Raw genomic sequence first — 16,792 nt, forward strand, 5'->3', positions numbered from 1 at the left:
GGTGACTTCTGAAAACTGAAAACTGACGACTGAAAACTGATGACTGAATGCTAAAAGCTAAACGCTTTAAGGGGAGAGATGAATTTGAAAATTTGAAGATGTGGGAATGAGACAATAATGAATAGTGAATAGTCAATAGTTTTTTGCGGTTTTTGTCAATAGGCAGCAAATTGCTTTGTATATTCCTAAAACCCTTCGTCTCCCTTGTCTCCCTGTCCACAAAAAGCTTTAGCCTTCAGCTATCAACCGTAGATGCTGCTTCATTCCTGCTGATCTATTGCCTCATTTCTGCATTTTTCCGGGGACACAAAGACTGGTGGGACATTGGGTGACTTCTGAAAACTGACGACTGATAACTGATAACTGATGGCTGAAGTCCTGATTGCATTTTCATTTTATGTCCCTATTATTGTAGCATGAAAATTTTGGTAACGGGCTCAAACGGATTGGTAGGCAGCTATGTGGTGCAACAGTTGCTGGACGCAGGACACCAGGTATTTGCTTCTTCCAAAACACCGGACCTGTCGGCATTTGGCGAACGCAAAGGATACCGGTTTATCCAGATGGATTTTACTGATCCGTATATACTGAGTGCCGTTTTTGAGGCCGTGCAGCCGGATGTGGTGGTGCACAGCGGCGCCATGAGCAAGCCGGATGATTGTGAGCTGAACCAGGCGGATGCCTATAATGTAAACACCGCAGGAACCCTGCAATTACTGCTCAATGCGGCCGACTATCAAAGTTTTTTTATTTTCCTTTCTACCGATTTTATTTTTAACGGAAAGCAGGGCATGCACCGCGAGGAAGATCCGGCAGACCCGCTCAGCTATTATGGCCGAACCAAACTGGAAGCGGAAGATGCGGTAAAAGCATACGAATATGGGTGGGCCATTGTGCGCACAGTATTTGTTTACGGAAAGCCGCTCTATGGCCGTGATTGTTTCCTGACGATGATCGCAAAAAAACTGCGGAATAACGAAGCTTACAAGCTTACAGACGACCAGGAACGAACCCCCACCTATGCACCGGATCTGGCAAAAGGCATTGCCGCGATCATTGAAAAGAAAGCAACCGGCGTATTCCATCTTTGCGGGAAAGACATCCGGTCGCCCTACCAGATGGCGATGGAAGCGGCCGCATTTATGGGGATCGGTGCACATCAGTTAACACCCGTACGCACGGCCGACCTGCCGGCGCTGGCGGAGCGCCCTTTAAAAAGCGGACTGGATATTTCCAAAGCACAGCAGGAACTGGGGTATGCACCGCTTCCGTTTCCGGAAGGATTGCGGCGGACCCTTGAAGGGATAGCCGGTGTTTAATGTTCCCGTGCAAATTGTTTTTCGCCTGCGTTTATGGCGATCTTTAAGTGATTTTCTTTTGGGGGAATCGGACAGCTGTACCCCGTGCTCACATAGGCACAATAAGGGTTATAGGCCTTGTTAAAATCCAGTACAACAGTATTGTTTTTAATGTCCGTGGTTTTCAGATCAAGGTAGCGGCCGGTTTCATAACTCTCTTTGCCATTGGTGGCATCTTTAAAAGGCAAAAACAGGTAATCGAAATATTCTTCTCTTTGAAGAAGGAATTGCGACTGGTAAACAGCCAGCTTTTGCTGACTTCCGTTTAATGTAAACAGCAGCCACCCATAAATACGATATTGTTTCGGCTTGCCATTGGAAGTGGGTACGGGGAACCAGTCGCTTTTCGTTTCTTTTTGAAATCTTGCTATTACCCGGTAATGTTCATCAGCAGGAAAAAAACGGAAGTACTGTTTTTCTGCACCGGTAACCACCTGGTGTTTTGCTACATAGTCTGCTATAAAATGGTCGATGCTGTCTTTGTAAGCATCCTGTGCATGGGCGGTCAGGGTTATGCACCATGCAGCGAGATAAAGAAATACCTGTTTCATGTACGTGTTTTTAATGAGGATGTGATGCCGGTTGCAGTGGAAGAAATACCTCTGCAATCATGCATCGTGCACTGCCGCCGCCGTTCTGTTCGATGGTGGTGAGCGGTGCGTGTAAAATAGGGTTATAGGTTTCCAGCCGTTGTTTTTGAGCATCGGATAAGGAATGGTAAGCAGCAGAAGACATCACCAGGAACCGTTGTCCTTCGGTATTCCGTACCTGCAGGGCATTACCTGCAAAATGTTCCATTTGTTCCAGGCTGATGGAAATGATTTCCTTGCCGGTGTCGGTAAGCGATTGCAATACCTGCGCCCGTTCTGTTGGATCGGCAATGGTATCTGCAGCGATGATGGCATAATCCTCTGCCACGCTCATCATCACATTGGTGTGGTAGATGGGTGTGCCGTTGCCATCAGTAGCATGAAAGATCACCGGGGTGAAATCGAGCATACCGCAAAAATCGAGCAATACCTGTTCGTCGGTGCGGGCCGAAAGGCAGGCATAGGCCTTCTGATGCACACGGTCCAGCACCATACTACCCGTTCCTTCCAAAAAACGCTGCTCCTTTTCGTAGCTGGTAAGATCCACTTTGGAATAGATAATGAACTGTTCCTTCAATTGATGCAGGATACCCTTGGCCCGTTCCGTTCTCCGGTTGGTGGCAAACATCGGGTAAAGCACAATTTGTCCGTCGCCGTGCATGGAGATCCAGTTATTGGGAAATACCGAATCGGGCGTATAAGGCTGCGGCTGGTCCTGTATCACATGCACATCGATCTGGTGATTTCTGAGCAGGGCTACCAGCTGATCAAATTCTTCCTGGGCCTTCTCATTCACATTCCAGTTGCTGTTTGCTTTCTGAAATGCATTATTTACGGCCGTTTCCGCATTAAAGCCAAAGGCGATGGGGCGGATCATGAGTAAGTGCGCTGTTGTTTGCATACCTGTTAATAAATGAACAACTGTTAAAGAAAAAAAGTTTAGCCGCTATACATTCCGGCCGGTGATAAAAGAAACGATTATGATTTGTTATGCACTGTTTCCAATCTGTGCCTGCTGCATCTGTGCAACAATGATCGATCGCCTTGGATATGGAAGATCAATGATACGATCGTCGACTTCACTATACGCTGCCCCGGGGGACAAAAGCATCAAATGTAATCCCCAGGTTGATTTGGTTCCCGGTCAACTACTCAGTGTGACGACCGGGACAGTGATCATTGCCGTATAGATTTTGTTACGCAAATGGAGACCCGTATGACAAATAACTTTTGAACCGTTGTCCGGATGCCTGCTTCAAAAAATCATGCTACGGCGCTTCCCGCAGCAGCGGCATACTCATGCAATGAAAACCGCCGCGGGCCCTGGAAAGTTCCGCGGATGGAATGGTAATAAACGTATCTTTTAGCTTTTTCGGATCCACCGCTCCGCTTTCCAGCTGCGGCAGCAGTGTTTTAATGTCCACGATGGTAAAACCTTCTTTCCGGAATGCCTCCAGCGTTTTGTCGTTCCGGTCGTAACCCACTACCACACCATCTTTCAGGGCCAGCAGGTTACAACTGTCGGTCCATTGCTCGCGCAGATCAAAAGGAAATTCATCGTTGCCGGAATGAATGATCTTTACGCTTCCCTTTACCTTCAGATCCTTTTTGCTGATATCCACCAGCAGGTCTTCCAGGCTGGCAAAGCGGACGGGCTTTGAAATATTGTTCTTCCGGAACTGGATAATGGAAACGGCCGTTTCGGGTTTCTGATCTTCGATTGCACGTAAGATCAGATCACTCATTTCTTTTTTTGCCTGCTTTTTAGAAAAGGCGCCCAACATTACCCAGGTATCTTTTTTTACCTGTGTAAAAATGGTATCGATGTGCATGTACTCCCGTTTCTGCGGGATCTGAACCAGGGTTACTTTGCTGACGATGTTCTTTTTAAAAAGTGTGGTAGCTACCTGGTGAGCCGCGGCCATACTGGTACGCTCGCTGATGCCGATGACCACATGCTCACTGCTTACCACCATTACATCTCCACCTTCAAGCGTTACATTGTATTCGTCGGCATCTACGGGCAGCAGGAAATGGTAAGGACTATCGGAAAGTTCTATGATATGGTTCCGGTAATCTTTAAAAAGCGGGTGGTTAAAGAAAATATATTTCATCAGCAAGGCCTCCCGGAGCCTTGCCTTTTTAGCGGGCTTATTTAAAAGAATATGGTCCTTGATCACGATGCCGATATCCCGGGTAAAAATAAAATTCGGCACGGGCGGAAACAGCATTTCCAGGTTGGTACCGGTACCACTGATAAAGATCCGCGCCAGTTCTTCCGGCTTTTGGGTCAGCAGCATTTCCTGTGTATGGTACGAACAGTTTTCTATGGCACACACAGAAGCCACGAGCTTTTGCCGGATAGCGGCATTGCGGAGTATTTCTGCCAGCAACACTTCAATTTCGATCACATTTTTTGAGTGATGAAAGCCTGCGCTGCCCGGTTTAAAAAAGCGGTAATCATTTTTAGGATCGTCGATCGATTTTAAGCGGCCCCTGATCAGGTCAGGATCCAGGAAATACAATAGCAGTTTTGTATAGTAATCGTATTCCTTGCGGCGAACGGTGTTGAGGTGTACAATGTCTTCAAACAGCCAGTCCTGCGCTTTTGAGGGGATCACCTTCCCAATACCGCTGTCCGGGCTGTGTACCAGCAATTTTTTCAGTAAACCAATTTCCGATGTTACATTTATTTGCATATAGAGGTTATTGAAACGCTAACGTCTGTTATTAACAAAAATAAGGGAATGAATGTTTGTGATCAAAGTTCTGTAATTTAATTAGCTTGCACGCCGGATGAAGAAAGCGTTTTTACAATTACATATTGCAGTGTTACTGGCTGGTTTTACCGGTATCCTGGGCGAGTTAATTACCCTTAATGAGGGGTTATTGGTATGGTACCGGCTGATGATTGCAGCAGTAACGCTTTGGGTATTGATGTGGGCTACGGGCAGGTTGCAGCGGCTGCCGGTAAAAGAGGCGCTGAAGATCTCCGGTATCGGCTTTTTATCGGCATTGCACTGGGTGTTTTTTTATGCCTCTATAAAATATGGAAATGTTTCCATCGGGCTGGTCTGCCTTTCGGCGGTCGGCTTTTTTTCGGCGATCCTGGAGCCCTTGCTCAACCGGGTGCCCATAAAGCGTACCGAACTGGTATTGGGACTTTGCTCTGTGTTTGGAATTTATCTCATCTTTCATTTTGATGCCCAATATAAATTGGGGATCATATTGGGCTTTATTTCCTCCTTTTTTGCGGCCCTGTTTCCCATCCTTTTGAAATTTTCGATGAAACGCACCAACATGCAAACGGTGCTTACCTGGCAGATGACCGGCGGGTTCATCACCCTTTCCCTGGTAATGCCGCTGTACCTGCACCTGTTTCCGGTAGCAACCCTGCTGCCATCGCTGCCCGATTTTTTATGGTTACTGGTACTGGCCTGGCTTTGCTCCGTGGTGGCCTTCCAGTTTTCTATGAGCGCCCTTAAAAAGCTTTCGGCCTTTACCGTAAGCCTGTCGTACAACCTGGAGCCGCTTTACGGGATCCTGATGGCCTTCATCATTCTTAAGGAAAACAAATCGCTCAACAACGGCTTCTACCTGGGTTTTACCATCATCAGTCTTACGCTGATCCTGCACGCAGTGATCCTCAAACGGAGCCGGAGGAAGGATTTGGTTTAAGGGGCCAGGTTTAAAGTTAAATTTCGTTTGATACCTGAACGCTCATCTAATGGCAATCAGTAGTCAGCAATCAGTTATCAGATGCTTCCGTTTCGGGTAAGCGGATCATTTATTCAGTGTGAATCTTCAAGAGATTTATCTTGTCCCGAACGGGATGGTACGACTGAAAACTGGCGACTGAAGGCTATTGCCTCATTTCTCCATTTCCTGGCGGACACGAAGACTGGTGGGACATTGGGATAGATTTATATTCGGGAACGTAATCAACTGAAGACTGATAACTGAAAACTGATCACTGACGGCTGAAAGCTAAACGCAATGGCAATCAGCTGTCAGCAATCAGTTATCAGATGCTTTCGTTTCGCAGATCATTTATTCAATGTGAATCTTCAAGAGATTTATCTGTCCCGAACGGGATGCTACGACTGAAAACTGGCGACTGAAGGCTATTGCCTCATTTCTCCATTTCCTGGGTGACACGAAGAGTGGTGGGACATTGGGGCTTTTGATACCCGGTAGCCAGGATTGAAAACTAGATGCTGAACGCCGTTTCTCGTTCCAGGTTTAAAGTTGCATTTCCGTTTTGCACTCGATGTAGCAGGATAAATTTATATTCCGGAACATAGTCAACTGAAAACTGACGGCTAAACTTAAAATTTTATATTTAGAATTTTGAATATTGTATCTTCCCGTATCCAAAAAAAAGCATATGAAAACAGGTTTCGGAAAACAATTCAGGGTATCGGACAATTTTAAACTTTCAAACCATCCAACGGATATTTCAGACCGGATAAATGCGGCCGATGCAAAGGAAGCGCTGAAGACGATTCGTAAAGAATTAAGTGCCTTCCAGGAAAAGCTGTATGCGCATAACCGGTATAGTGTACTGGTGTGTTTACAGGGAATGGATACGGCCGGAAAAGACAGTCTGATCCGGCAGGTGTTTAAAGAGTTTAATGTAAGGGGCGTAGTGGTAAATAGTTTTAAGACGCCCTCCGCATTGGAACTGCAGCATGATTATCTCTGGCGTCATGCCATTGTGCTGCCGGAAAAGGGAAAGTTTGGAGTTTTCAATCGTACCCATTACGAAAATGTACTGGTTACAAGGGTACACCCGGAATACCTGCTCAAAGAAAATATGCCGGGGATTGAAGCGGTGAAAGACCTGCCAAAAGATTTCTGGAAAAAGCGTTTTGAGCAGATCAATCATTTTGAAGAGCAATTGGTGAACAACGGAACCATCCTGTTTAAATTCTTCCTGCACCTGGGAAAGGATGAGCAAAAGGCGAGACTGCTGCGAAGACTGGATAAGCAAAAACACCAGTGGAAGTTTTCCCCGGGCGACCTGGCGGAAAGAGCCCTGTGGGATCGCTATATGGACTGCTACGAAGATGCGATCCGGCATACCAGTCCGGCCACTGCACCCTGGCATGCGATTCCCGCAGATGACAAAGACATTTGCCGTTACCTGGTGGCGTCCATTCTTTTGGAACAGCTGAAAACCTATAAGGATGTGCAGTATCCCGACCCGGGACCTGAAATAACCGAACATGTACAACAGTACCGCGCCCAGCTGGAGCAGCAATAAGTGGCCATGATTTATGACCGTAAATTCCCGAAATTTGCGATATCCTATTTGAATGGTAGACTGTGTTTGTATAACTTAAAGTTATGGCCTATTGCGTTTATTCATTGCTGTTTTTCTGTAAGGTGATGTAGCTTTGTTCTATAAAAACAAGCTGTAAACATGAAAGCGTTTTGGATACCTGCGATGATATTTTTGGCGATGATAATAGCGGTGCTGATAAGCAACGGATGCACCGGTAAGGCGGATGGGGCAGCACCTTCTAAAACCATGGCCGGAACAAAATTGCCGGAGCGGGAAGTCTGGACGGGCTGGAATCAATACCAGATCCCGGATTATACAGAAGCGGGCCGACAGATCCAATATGGCTATGAGCTGATCGCCAATACATCGTATTACCTGGGACCCCGGGGAACCGTTGCGGCATTAACCAATGGTATGAATTGCCAGAACTGTCATTTAAAGGGAGGAACGGTACCTTATGGAAATAATTTTGGGAAAGTGTTTGCCACCTATCCATTATACCGGGCGCGCAATAACGGCATCCAGGATATCTACGAGCGGGTGAATGACTGTTTTCAGCGCAGTTTAAACGGAAAAAAACTGGACACGGCCTCCAAAGAAATGCAGGCGATCTATGCCTACATTAAATGGCTGGGGGACGGCATTCCCAGGGGCAAAGTGTTAGCCGGTACCTCCATCATGAAACTACCGTTTATGAACCGGGCGGCCGATCCGCAGCTGGGCCGGGTTGCATACCAGGCAAAATGCGTAAGTTGCCATGGTACAGATGGCGGCGGAGCGGCGAATGCGGAGGGCACGGGATACACGTATCCGCCCTTATGGGGGAGCCATAGTTTTAACGACGGCGCAGGGCTGTTTCGCTTAGCGAGTATGGCCGGTTTTATAAAAAACAATATGCCGTTTGGAGCTACATACCGGGATCCGCAGCTTACGGATGAGGAAGCCTGGGATATTGCAGCGTATATCAACAGTCAGTCGCGCCCGGCCTTTGATCAGCATGAAGACTGGCAGATCCTGAGCAAAAAGCCGCTGGATATGCCTTACGGACCTTATATCGATAGCTTTTCGCAGCAACAGCATAAATACGGGCCCTATGGTCCCATAGAAATTGCACAGGCAGCCGCGAAAAGCCGGATGGAGAAAACAAAAGAATAAGCAGACTAAAAATTTAAAAAGAATGAAACAGGTTTTAATGATTCTGGGCGGCATGTTACTGACCCTGATGGTACATGCACAGCAACTGACAAAAACAGAAGAGAAGAACCGGAGCTTTACCGGTGCCGTAGCCGTAAAAAAGCAATACCGGGTGATTTACCAGATGGATAACGGCGATCCGAAGGTCATTGAAAAAGTGCTTCGCAACCTGAACAATGCGTTAAATGATCCGCGGCTGAAAGGAAAATTGCAGGCGGAGCTGGTGGCGTTCAGCGGAGGAACCGATGCTTATCTGAAAGGCAGTAAATATGAAGAAACCCTGAAAAGCCTGGTTGAAAAAGGCGTGATCGTGGCACAATGCGCCAACACGCTTCATGAACGCAATATTGAACGGGACAAGATCTATGATTTTATCGGGGTGGTGCCCAGTGGTAATGGTGAACTGATCCTGCGCCAGGCAGAGGGCTGGTCCGTGATCAAACCCTGACCTGGCCGCCTGCACGGAGCCCTTGTAAAACCAGGTGCCAACCTGCCTGGGAGGGCACTGCTATGCAATTGTTCCATAAACCCGGTGGCCCTGCTGCCGGATCGAAACCGTACAACAAAAAAATTACCGATGAAAAAAAAATGGATGATGATAATGGTGCTGGTTTGTTGCCAGCTGTGTGTAAAAATCGTAGCAGGACAGGAACATCGTTTTGATCCGCCCTGGAATACACCGCCACAGAGCGGCGTAATGTTTACCGTGCCGGGTGTGGATAATGTGCCGGATCTGTTTGGTGATATCAATGATCCGCAACTGGTAGTATTTTTTGCGGGTAACCAGTTTATGTGTATCGATGAATTGATCGGGGCATTTAAGAAAGCGCATCCCCGTTACACGCGGGTGTTTGCAGAAACCCTACCGCCCGGGATCCTGGCAAAGCAGATCGAAACCGGCTCCTTAACCATGGGCAACCTGCGCATTACGCTGAAGCCGGATGTATACACGGCCGGTAAAAGCCGGATCGACGTAATGACGCCCCTGTTCAGTGATACCGCGGCTTATGCCTATAATAAACTGGCTATTATGGTACAGAAAGGAAACCCGAAAAACATAAAAGGGCTTAAAGACCTGGGAAGAAAAGAGGTGCAGGTGGTGATGCCCAACCCGGAATTTGAGGGGATCGGCAAACGGATTGAGGCCGCTTACGTAAAGGCCGGCGGCGAGGCGCTGAAGCAGGTGATTATGGAAGACAAAGTAAAGGATGGCAGTACCTGGCTCACCCAGATCCATCACCGGCAAACTCCTATGCAGATCCTTTATGGAAAAAGCGATGCGGGGCCGGTTTGGTATTCTGAGGCCTATTATCAAACGATGCTGCAACACCCGGTGGAGTTAATCTCCATTCCGGACCAGGAGAATATTGAGGCAACCTATATGGCCGGCCGGCTAAAAAACGCACCGCATCCGCAGGCGGCAAAGGACTTTATGCAGTTTTTGAAAACTGCTGCCGCCAAGGCCATCTATAAAAAGTACGGGTTTACCACGCCCTGAGTTCCCGACCTGGGTGAGGGCTCCGAACTTTTTCCGGATTCATAAAAGAGCAGGTTTGTGAAACCGATTGTGTTAAAAGTCGCTTTATAAGATGTAGTCGTTTTGTCCGCCGTGGCGGATCAGGATCTATTATAGACAACTATTTTTAAATGCCGAAACAATGCGTCGATGGTAGATGATAAAATGCGCTGATAACTAATTATACGCTGCATAAAAAAGAGGCGCTGCGGATCCTGCTGATAGCAGTAGTTGCTATTCCGTTCCAAAGTAATAATAGAAAGAACCCACCCTATGAAAACAAAACAAAAGGGAAAAAGAAAAGGAAGCAGGGTCTTGAAATATTCCGATTTTTCGGAAACGGTTGTCATCACCACATTGATTAGTTTAACCCATCAAAAACCAGGCAGGACAAGTGAAAGGCTTTTGATACAACCTCTTTCAATAAGCCGGCATAAGCTTTTTCAATGAAGGCTGCTAACACCCTGCGCAAAAGCAGGATCAGGCTTGCTTCGGAAAATCTGTGCTGGCTTTCACTTCTTCGATTTGCTGGGTATGCCGGTTACTGTGCGCCGAAATAAGCAGGATGAACTGGTAGGCATCATAGGTGCCGATCGGTGTTATCAGTACATGGTTGCGCAGATCGGCCTTCGTGTTTTGAATAAAGCGGATCCGTTTTTCGCGGTTCTCTTTAAACGCGGCAAGCGCTTCCGCCAGCGTTTTGTAAGAAGAATGGGCTGGCTCAAGGGCCGCAAATGTCTTTGATTTTTTTGAGCGGTCTTCTACAGCCTTGATCAGCTGCTGATCGGTAAATAAGAGCGCGGCTCTTTTTTCGGGGTTCACCGGTTTTGTTAAACCTGCTTCCACCATCTTCCAGAGTGTTTCTTCGGCTGCAGCGATGTGTTTAACACATTCCTCGATACTCCATTTCCCGGCGGCTGGTTTAAATGTTAATTGTGCTTCGTTCAGGTCCTTTACCGCATTAAAAACACCGGATTCTGTTTCTTTTAGAAATTGGATTGCAAATGTCCGTTCTTCTTTGGTAAGCCCCCTTTGTCCGGATCTAAGACCGGGCAGCGGTCTGCTTTTTGGGCGGGCATTGCTGTTGTAAGAACTGAAACTTAAGAAAACCAGCAGCAGCAAGGCGGCGGCCTGTTTCATCGAATGAACGCCGGAGCATGTTGGGGTATTTAATAGCATACATTTCATACAACAAATGTATCATTCAAATAATACAGACTGCGGGTGTTATTCAGACAATCTCCCGGGGTGATCCGGACGGGGCAGCACCTTTTTGTTATTGAGCCATGACATCCGGAATGAGGGTACAAACCACGTGCTCAGGTAGGTACAGGACAGTTATATGGCCCAAGTTTTATTTATTCGTATGCGTTACAGAACCGATACGGCTTGCCATTTCTGCAGAAGGAAGCATCTTTATGTTCCGGTAATCATCGGCTTACCGGCTTCCTTCAATATTCAATAGCCATGTTCCGGATGTAATGAAAAATAAATAACAGATGCTTAGAACGGTTATTGGAGTTACCCTTTTATGTTGTTCCGGGTTGTTTTCCTGGTGCCAGGTTTTTAGTGGTGTAGATGACCTGGGACGGGTTTTGCCGCAGCAGGATGTGGCCGGCAATATCCGGAAGGGAAAACAGGTGGGTATATTTTATTTTCTGTGGCAGGGCGATGTGCATTCGCCAACGGCGGAGCGCGTTTGGGACCTGAGCGAAATATATCGTAAAACTCCCGAAGTTTTTAAAGACTTTAATCATCCCGGCTGGGGTGGAGGGGCCGGTGTTGCCGGGCGGTATTATTTCTGGGGCGAACCGATATACGGGTACTACAGAGGAGATGATTATTGGGTGCATTTAAAAAATATACAATTGCTGACAGATGCCGGGGTCGATTTTTTAGTGATCGATGCTACGAACCGGTTAATTTATCCAACACAATCCGCCGCGCTTTTTAAAGCGATCGAAGCCGTTCGGGCGCAGGGTAAAAATCCGCCCAAACTGGTGTATTATACCAATACCGGTTCCGGAGCGGCCATGCAGGAGATCTTCGATACTTATTATAAAGAAGGAGCACCGCATCGCTATCCGAACTGTTGGTTTTATCTTGATGGAAAGCCTTTGATAATCGGTTTGTCTGCAGAAGCAAAAGGAAAGGACTATGAACCGTTTTTTACTTTCAGGGAATCGCAATGGCCCAATGAAGGAAAAAAAGAAAATGGCTGGCCCTGGATTGAATTCCAGCGTCCGCAACAGGTATATTATAACAAAAAAGGACAGAAGGAGATTATAAACGTTTCCACCGCACAACATCCGGAACTGGATGCCGCCATGGGCGGGTCGGCATTTTACGGCCGTCCTGGAAACTGGGGCCGCAGTTTTAGAAACAACTCGCCCGGAAACCCGGAAAAGGATTTATACTATGGCTACAATATACAGGAGCAGTGGGACTTTGCAATCAGCCAGGATGTACCGTTTGTATTTGTTACGGGATGGAATGAGTGGATCGCGGGCAAATGGCGCCGGCAATCCGGAGATAAAAACCAGGCTTTATTTGTAGACCAGGCCAGTCCTGAATATAGCCGGGATATTGAACCTTCATTAACCGCCGGACTGCGTGATCATTACTATATGCAGCTGATCGGAAATATCCGCCGGTATAAAGGAACACCGGAAATTCCGGTGGTATTCAGAAAAGAGCCCATACGCAATTGGAACGATTGGAAGACGGTGCCGGCAGTGTATGAAGATTATGCCGGTGATGTACTGCATCGCTCACATCCGGGCGCACAGACGGAGCCCGCGGTCGTTTATACAAATACTACCGGCAGGAATGATTTAAAAACAGTAAAGCTCGCCGCCGGAAAGGAGCGTTTGTATTTTTATGTAAATACCGTGGATACCTTAACGGCTGTTTCGGGCGAGAACTGGATGACGCTTTGGTTAAACACCGATCAATCCTATACCTCCGGCTGGAACGGGTATGATTACCGGGTGATCGCCGGCAGCCAGTTGCAGCGGTTCATCAATCAAACCTGGAAGACGATTGCTACCATAAGTTTCATGATGCAGGGCAGCCAGCTAATGATCGAAATCCCTTATAGACTGATTGGCCTTCCCGGTAAGGATGCCTTAGTGGAATTTAAATGGTCTGATAATATGCAGAAGGCAGATCCATTGGATTGGTACACCAGCGGGGATGCTGCGCCCGGTGGCCGGATGAACCTGCTGTTGCGTTTTTAAGGCCATTGTTTATACAGTAGCAAATACCATGTTGCCTTCAGAACCATTGTGTGAATGCCGATACCGTTTAAGACGTCATTAAAGAAGCGGGGGCATGGGTGCTGTTTGATGTTTGTACAGGGAGGAACAGGACGGTTGTCTGCCTTAAATTTGATTTATTTGTAAGAACCGGAGAAATATTCGTTATGAGAGTTTGCCATTTATACCTGACAGGGTTTTGTCTTTTATTGTTTGGAGCCTGCAGCACTGCAAAAAAAAGCAGTGACTGGAGTCACATAGAGCATGTATTTGCAAAGGCTCCGGATTCCATTCAAACCAGCGTATACTGGTACTGGATATCCGATAATCTTTCAAAAGAAGGCGTGGTTAAAGACTTGCAGGCCATGAAGACGGTTGGTATCAACCGGGCATTTATCGGGAATATCGGTTTAAGCGACCTGCCGGGCAATGCCTATGGCAGGGTGAAGATTTTTACAGATGAATGGTGGGATATTTTACATACGGCTTTGAAGACGGCTACCGAACTCAACATCGATATCGGTATTTTCAACAGCCCGGGATGGAGCCAGTCCGGAGGCCCCTGGGTAAAACCCAGCCAGGCCATGCGTTACCTGGCAACAGCAGATACGCTGGTCACCGGCGGTGGACGTTTTCAGCGTAAATTGCCTGTTCCGGATAAAGACTTTCAGCCGGTACAGGTACTGGCTTTCCGTGCACCCAAAGACTATGGCGTAACCATTGCAGCGCAGCATCCCTCGCTGCAATCAAATCTCCAGGGGCGGGCATTGCAAACGCTCTTTGATAAAGATCTGAATACAGAAGTGGCTTTAGAAAAAAATAAAACAAATGAAATCACCATTGCGTCAAATAAAGCGTTTACTGCGAGAAGCCTTACGGTATATCCCGGTAAGCGGAATATGAGCTTTGACGTGGTGCTGGAAGCAAAAAAACAAAACGATTTTGTACCGGTACGGTCATTCCGCTTGGACCGGAACAACAATAACCTGAATGTAGGATTTGAACAGTTTGCTCCTGTAACGGTTTCTTTCGATGCGGTTGAAGCAAAGGAATACCGGGTTTTGATAAAAAACATACAGGGTGATGGCGGCATTGCGGAGATTGAACTTGCCGCGGCACCAAGGGTGGAGCGCTTTAAGGAAAAAACACTGGTGCGCATGCATCCCACACCGCTTCCTTACTGGCACGATTATCAATGGGAAGCACAGGCGGTGATAAAAGACCCGGCCTATGTGATCCGGCCACAGGACGTGATGAACCTTACCGGTAATGTAGATCAAAATGGCGTGCTAACCTGGAATGTTCCCAAAGGGGAGTGGGTGATCTTAAATTCCGGTATGGTGCCCACAGGCGTCACAAACGGACCGGCAAGTCCGGAAGGCGTAGGGCTTGAAGTGGATAAGATGAACCAGGAACATGTGCTGGCGCATTTTGATGCATTCCTTGGTGAAATATTACGCAGGATACCCGAGCAGGATCGTAAATCATTTAAAGTGGCCGTGCAGGATAGTTATGAAACCGGCGGCCAGAACTGGACCGATGCGTTTGCCGCAAAATTCAAAAAAATCTATGGCTATGATCCGGTGCCTTTTTCACCCGTGTTCCAGGGATTTGTAGTAGGCAGCCAGGAGCAGTCGGATCGTTTTTTATGGGATGTACGCCGGCTGATTGCGGATATGGTAGCTTATGAGTATGTAGGTGGGTTGCGAGACATAAGCCATAAACATGGCTTAACCATATGGCTGGAGAATTACGGTCACTGGGGCTTTCCCGGAGAGTTCTTACAATATGGCGGACAATCGGATGAAGTTGGCGGAGAGTTCTGGAGCGAGGGCGAGCTGGGAAATATAGAGAACCGCGCGGCATCATCTGCTGCGCATATCTACGGAAAAACAAAGGTGTCGGCAGAGTCCTTTACTGCAGCGGGCAATACGTTTGGCCGGTACCCGGCGCTGTTTAAGGAACGGGGCGATCGTTTCTTTGCAGAAGGCATCAATAATACATTGCTGCACGTATACATCCATCAGCCTTACGAAGGGAAACTGCCGGGTGTAAACGCCTGGTTTGGCAACGAGTTCAACCGGTTCAATACCTGGTTTTATGATATGGGCGGTTTTATACAATATTTAAAAAGAAGCAACTATTTGCTGCAACAGGGGCGGTATGTAGCAGATGTGGCCTACTTTATCGGGGAGGATGTCCCCAAAATGACGGGTGTACAGGATCCGGCAATGCCGAAGGGATATGCCTTCGATTATATCAATGCTGAAGTATTGCTGAACCGGATCACGATGAAGAACGGGCGGTTTACACTTCCGGATGGACTTTCTTACAAAGTACTGGTGCTGCCAAAACTGGAAACCATCCGGCCGGAGGTATTGCGTAAAATAGAAATACTGGTGAAGCAGGGCGGTGTGATCTTAGGACCACAGCCTAAACGTTCGCCCAGTTTAGCGCATTATGGTGCAGCAGATAGTGAAGTGCTACAGATTGGCGCAGCGATGTGGAATGGTGCTGATGGAACGGCTAAAACAGAAAATAACTATCAGCAGGGAAAGGTATTTAACGGACTAACTCTCGAAGCCGTAATGGACCGGCTTTCCATGATCCCGGATGTGAAGCTGAAAAAGGAAGATCCCGTGGTATACCTGCACCGTACCCTCAAAGATGGCGAACTGTATTTTATCGCCAATCAGTCAGACCGGAAGATCAGCGTAGCGCCTGCATTCCGTATCAGCGGCCGCGTGCCGGAATTATGGGATGCTGTAAAGGGTGCGATGCGGGTGTTGCCGGAGTTTACGGATAACGGCCGGCAAACTACGGTGCCGCTGGAGCTGGCTCCATTTGAAAGCGCGTTTATCCTGTTCCGTAAATCAAGCTCCGCTGCAAAGAAGGACGGTCGCAATTTCCCGGAGCCTCAAAAAATAATACCGGTCTCCGGAACCTGGGATGTTGTATTTGAAAGTCCGGTTACAGCCGGTTTCCATATCAAGATGGATGCACTGACCGACTGGTCCAAACACAAAGACTCCGCCATCCGTTATTTTTCCGGTGCCGCAACCTATTCGATTGCATTGCCCAAATTAACCGTTGCCAGGGGACAGAAAGTATTGCTGGATCTGGGTGCGCTGGTGGCTGTTGGAACCGTTTCCGTAAACGGCAAAACGATCGGGAATGTGTGGACGGCTCCATATAAACTGGATATTTCTGATTATTTAACGCCGGGTGAAAATACGCTGCAGGTGAAAGTAGTGAATACCTGGGTGAACCGGCTGATCGGCGATGCGCGGCTGCCGAAAGAAAAACGAAGTACCTGGACGATTGTGGATCCCTATAACGGGAACAGTCCCTTGCATAAGGGCGGATTAACAGGACCGGTAACACTGGAAATATATTGATAAAAATACATTGAAATCGGGTGCATACCATTCTTACAAACTTCTTTTGAGTCCGGTTTCAACCGCAACGTGCGTAGGGAATGCGCGAAGTTCGCAAAGCTATTTAACAGGAGTCCGCCATTGCGGGCATTGCGGATTCGCTGCGTCCTTTGCCTGCCCGGATGACCGGTCGGACGGGCGGTAAAAAGAAGA

12 protein-coding genes are annotated in these 16,792 nt (G+C 47.6%); 8 read left to right on the forward strand and 4 right to left on the reverse strand.

The annotated features are described in order from the left end of the window. Positions 1–416 precede the first annotated feature (416 nt). Complete coding sequence (locus Q1V85_RS19945; RefSeq protein ID WP_300602322.1) at positions 417–1,319, forward strand: SDR family oxidoreductase; 903 nt, start codon at positions 417–419, stop codon at positions 1,317–1,319. Here the strand turns inward: Q1V85_RS19945 and Q1V85_RS19950 are convergent. The 3 genes from Q1V85_RS19950 to Q1V85_RS19960 form a co-directional block, all read right to left on the reverse strand. Beyond that, a complete protein-coding gene (locus tag Q1V85_RS19950) occupies positions 1,316–1,909 on the reverse strand; it encodes a DUF1684 domain-containing protein (RefSeq protein WP_300602323.1) in 594 nt (197 codons plus the stop codon). The genes Q1V85_RS19945 and Q1V85_RS19950 overlap by 4 nt on opposite strands. A 10-nt stretch (positions 1,910–1,919) precedes the next feature. Beyond that, positions 1,920–2,849, reverse strand: coding sequence for a citrulline utilization hydrolase CtlX (ctlX, locus tag Q1V85_RS19955; protein ID WP_300602324.1), 930 nt, complete (start codon positions 2,847–2,849; stop codon positions 1,920–1,922). A 367-nt stretch (positions 2,850–3,216) separates the two neighbouring features. Continuing rightward, positions 3,217–4,647, reverse strand: a complete 1,431-nt coding sequence (locus Q1V85_RS19960) for an arginine deiminase family protein (RefSeq protein WP_300602325.1) — start codon at positions 4,645–4,647, stop codon at positions 3,217–3,219. A 97-nt stretch (positions 4,648–4,744) separates the two neighbouring features. On the opposite strand from Q1V85_RS19960, the gene Q1V85_RS19965 reads away from it, so the two are divergent. The 5 genes from Q1V85_RS19965 (at position 4,745) to Q1V85_RS19985 (ending at position 9,927) form a co-directional block, all read left to right on the forward strand. Further along, the gene (locus Q1V85_RS19965; RefSeq protein ID WP_300602326.1) at positions 4,745–5,626 is read left to right on the forward strand and encodes a DMT family transporter; all 882 of its coding nucleotides are present in this window, start codon (positions 4,745–4,747) and stop codon (positions 5,624–5,626) included. Positions 5,627–6,335: 709 nt separating this feature from the next. Then, positions 6,336–7,214, forward strand: a complete 879-nt coding sequence (locus Q1V85_RS19970; protein WP_300602327.1) for a PPK2 family polyphosphate kinase — start codon at positions 6,336–6,338, stop codon at positions 7,212–7,214. Positions 7,215–7,373: 159 nt separating this feature from the next. After that, positions 7,374–8,390, forward strand: coding sequence for a c-type cytochrome (locus Q1V85_RS19975; protein WP_300602328.1), 1,017 nt, complete (start codon positions 7,374–7,376; stop codon positions 8,388–8,390). A gap of 22 nt (positions 8,391–8,412) precedes the next feature. Continuing rightward, positions 8,413–8,877: a DsrE family protein gene (locus Q1V85_RS19980; protein WP_300602329.1), complete on the forward strand. Its 465-nt coding sequence runs from the start codon at positions 8,413–8,415 to the stop codon at positions 8,875–8,877. A gap of 129 nt (positions 8,878–9,006) precedes the next feature. Then, a complete protein-coding gene (locus Q1V85_RS19985) occupies positions 9,007–9,927 on the forward strand; it encodes a substrate-binding domain-containing protein (RefSeq protein WP_300602330.1) in 921 nt (306 codons plus the stop codon). 498 nt (positions 9,928–10,425) lie between these two features. Here the strand turns inward: Q1V85_RS19985 and Q1V85_RS19990 are convergent, their stop codons facing one another. Then, the gene (locus Q1V85_RS19990; RefSeq protein ID WP_300602331.1) at positions 10,426–11,133 is read right to left on the reverse strand and encodes a DinB family protein; all 708 of its coding nucleotides are present in this window, start codon (positions 11,131–11,133) and stop codon (positions 10,426–10,428) included. 311 nt (positions 11,134–11,444) lie between these two features. Between Q1V85_RS19990 and Q1V85_RS19995 the strand changes: the two genes are divergently transcribed. Then, on the forward strand, positions 11,445–13,184 hold the full coding sequence (locus Q1V85_RS19995; RefSeq protein ID WP_300602332.1) for a hypothetical protein: 1,740 nt from the start codon (positions 11,445–11,447) through the stop codon (positions 13,182–13,184). A gap of 185 nt (positions 13,185–13,369) precedes the next feature. Next, on the forward strand, positions 13,370–16,600 hold the full coding sequence (locus Q1V85_RS20000) for a glycosyl hydrolase (RefSeq protein WP_300602333.1): 3,231 nt from the start codon (positions 13,370–13,372) through the stop codon (positions 16,598–16,600). The last annotated feature ends 192 nt before the right edge of the window (positions 16,601–16,792 follow it).

It is taken from the genome of Niabella sp., from assembly GCF_030150205.1.
Classification (GTDB): Bacteria; Bacteroidota; Bacteroidia; order Chitinophagales; family Chitinophagaceae; genus Niabella.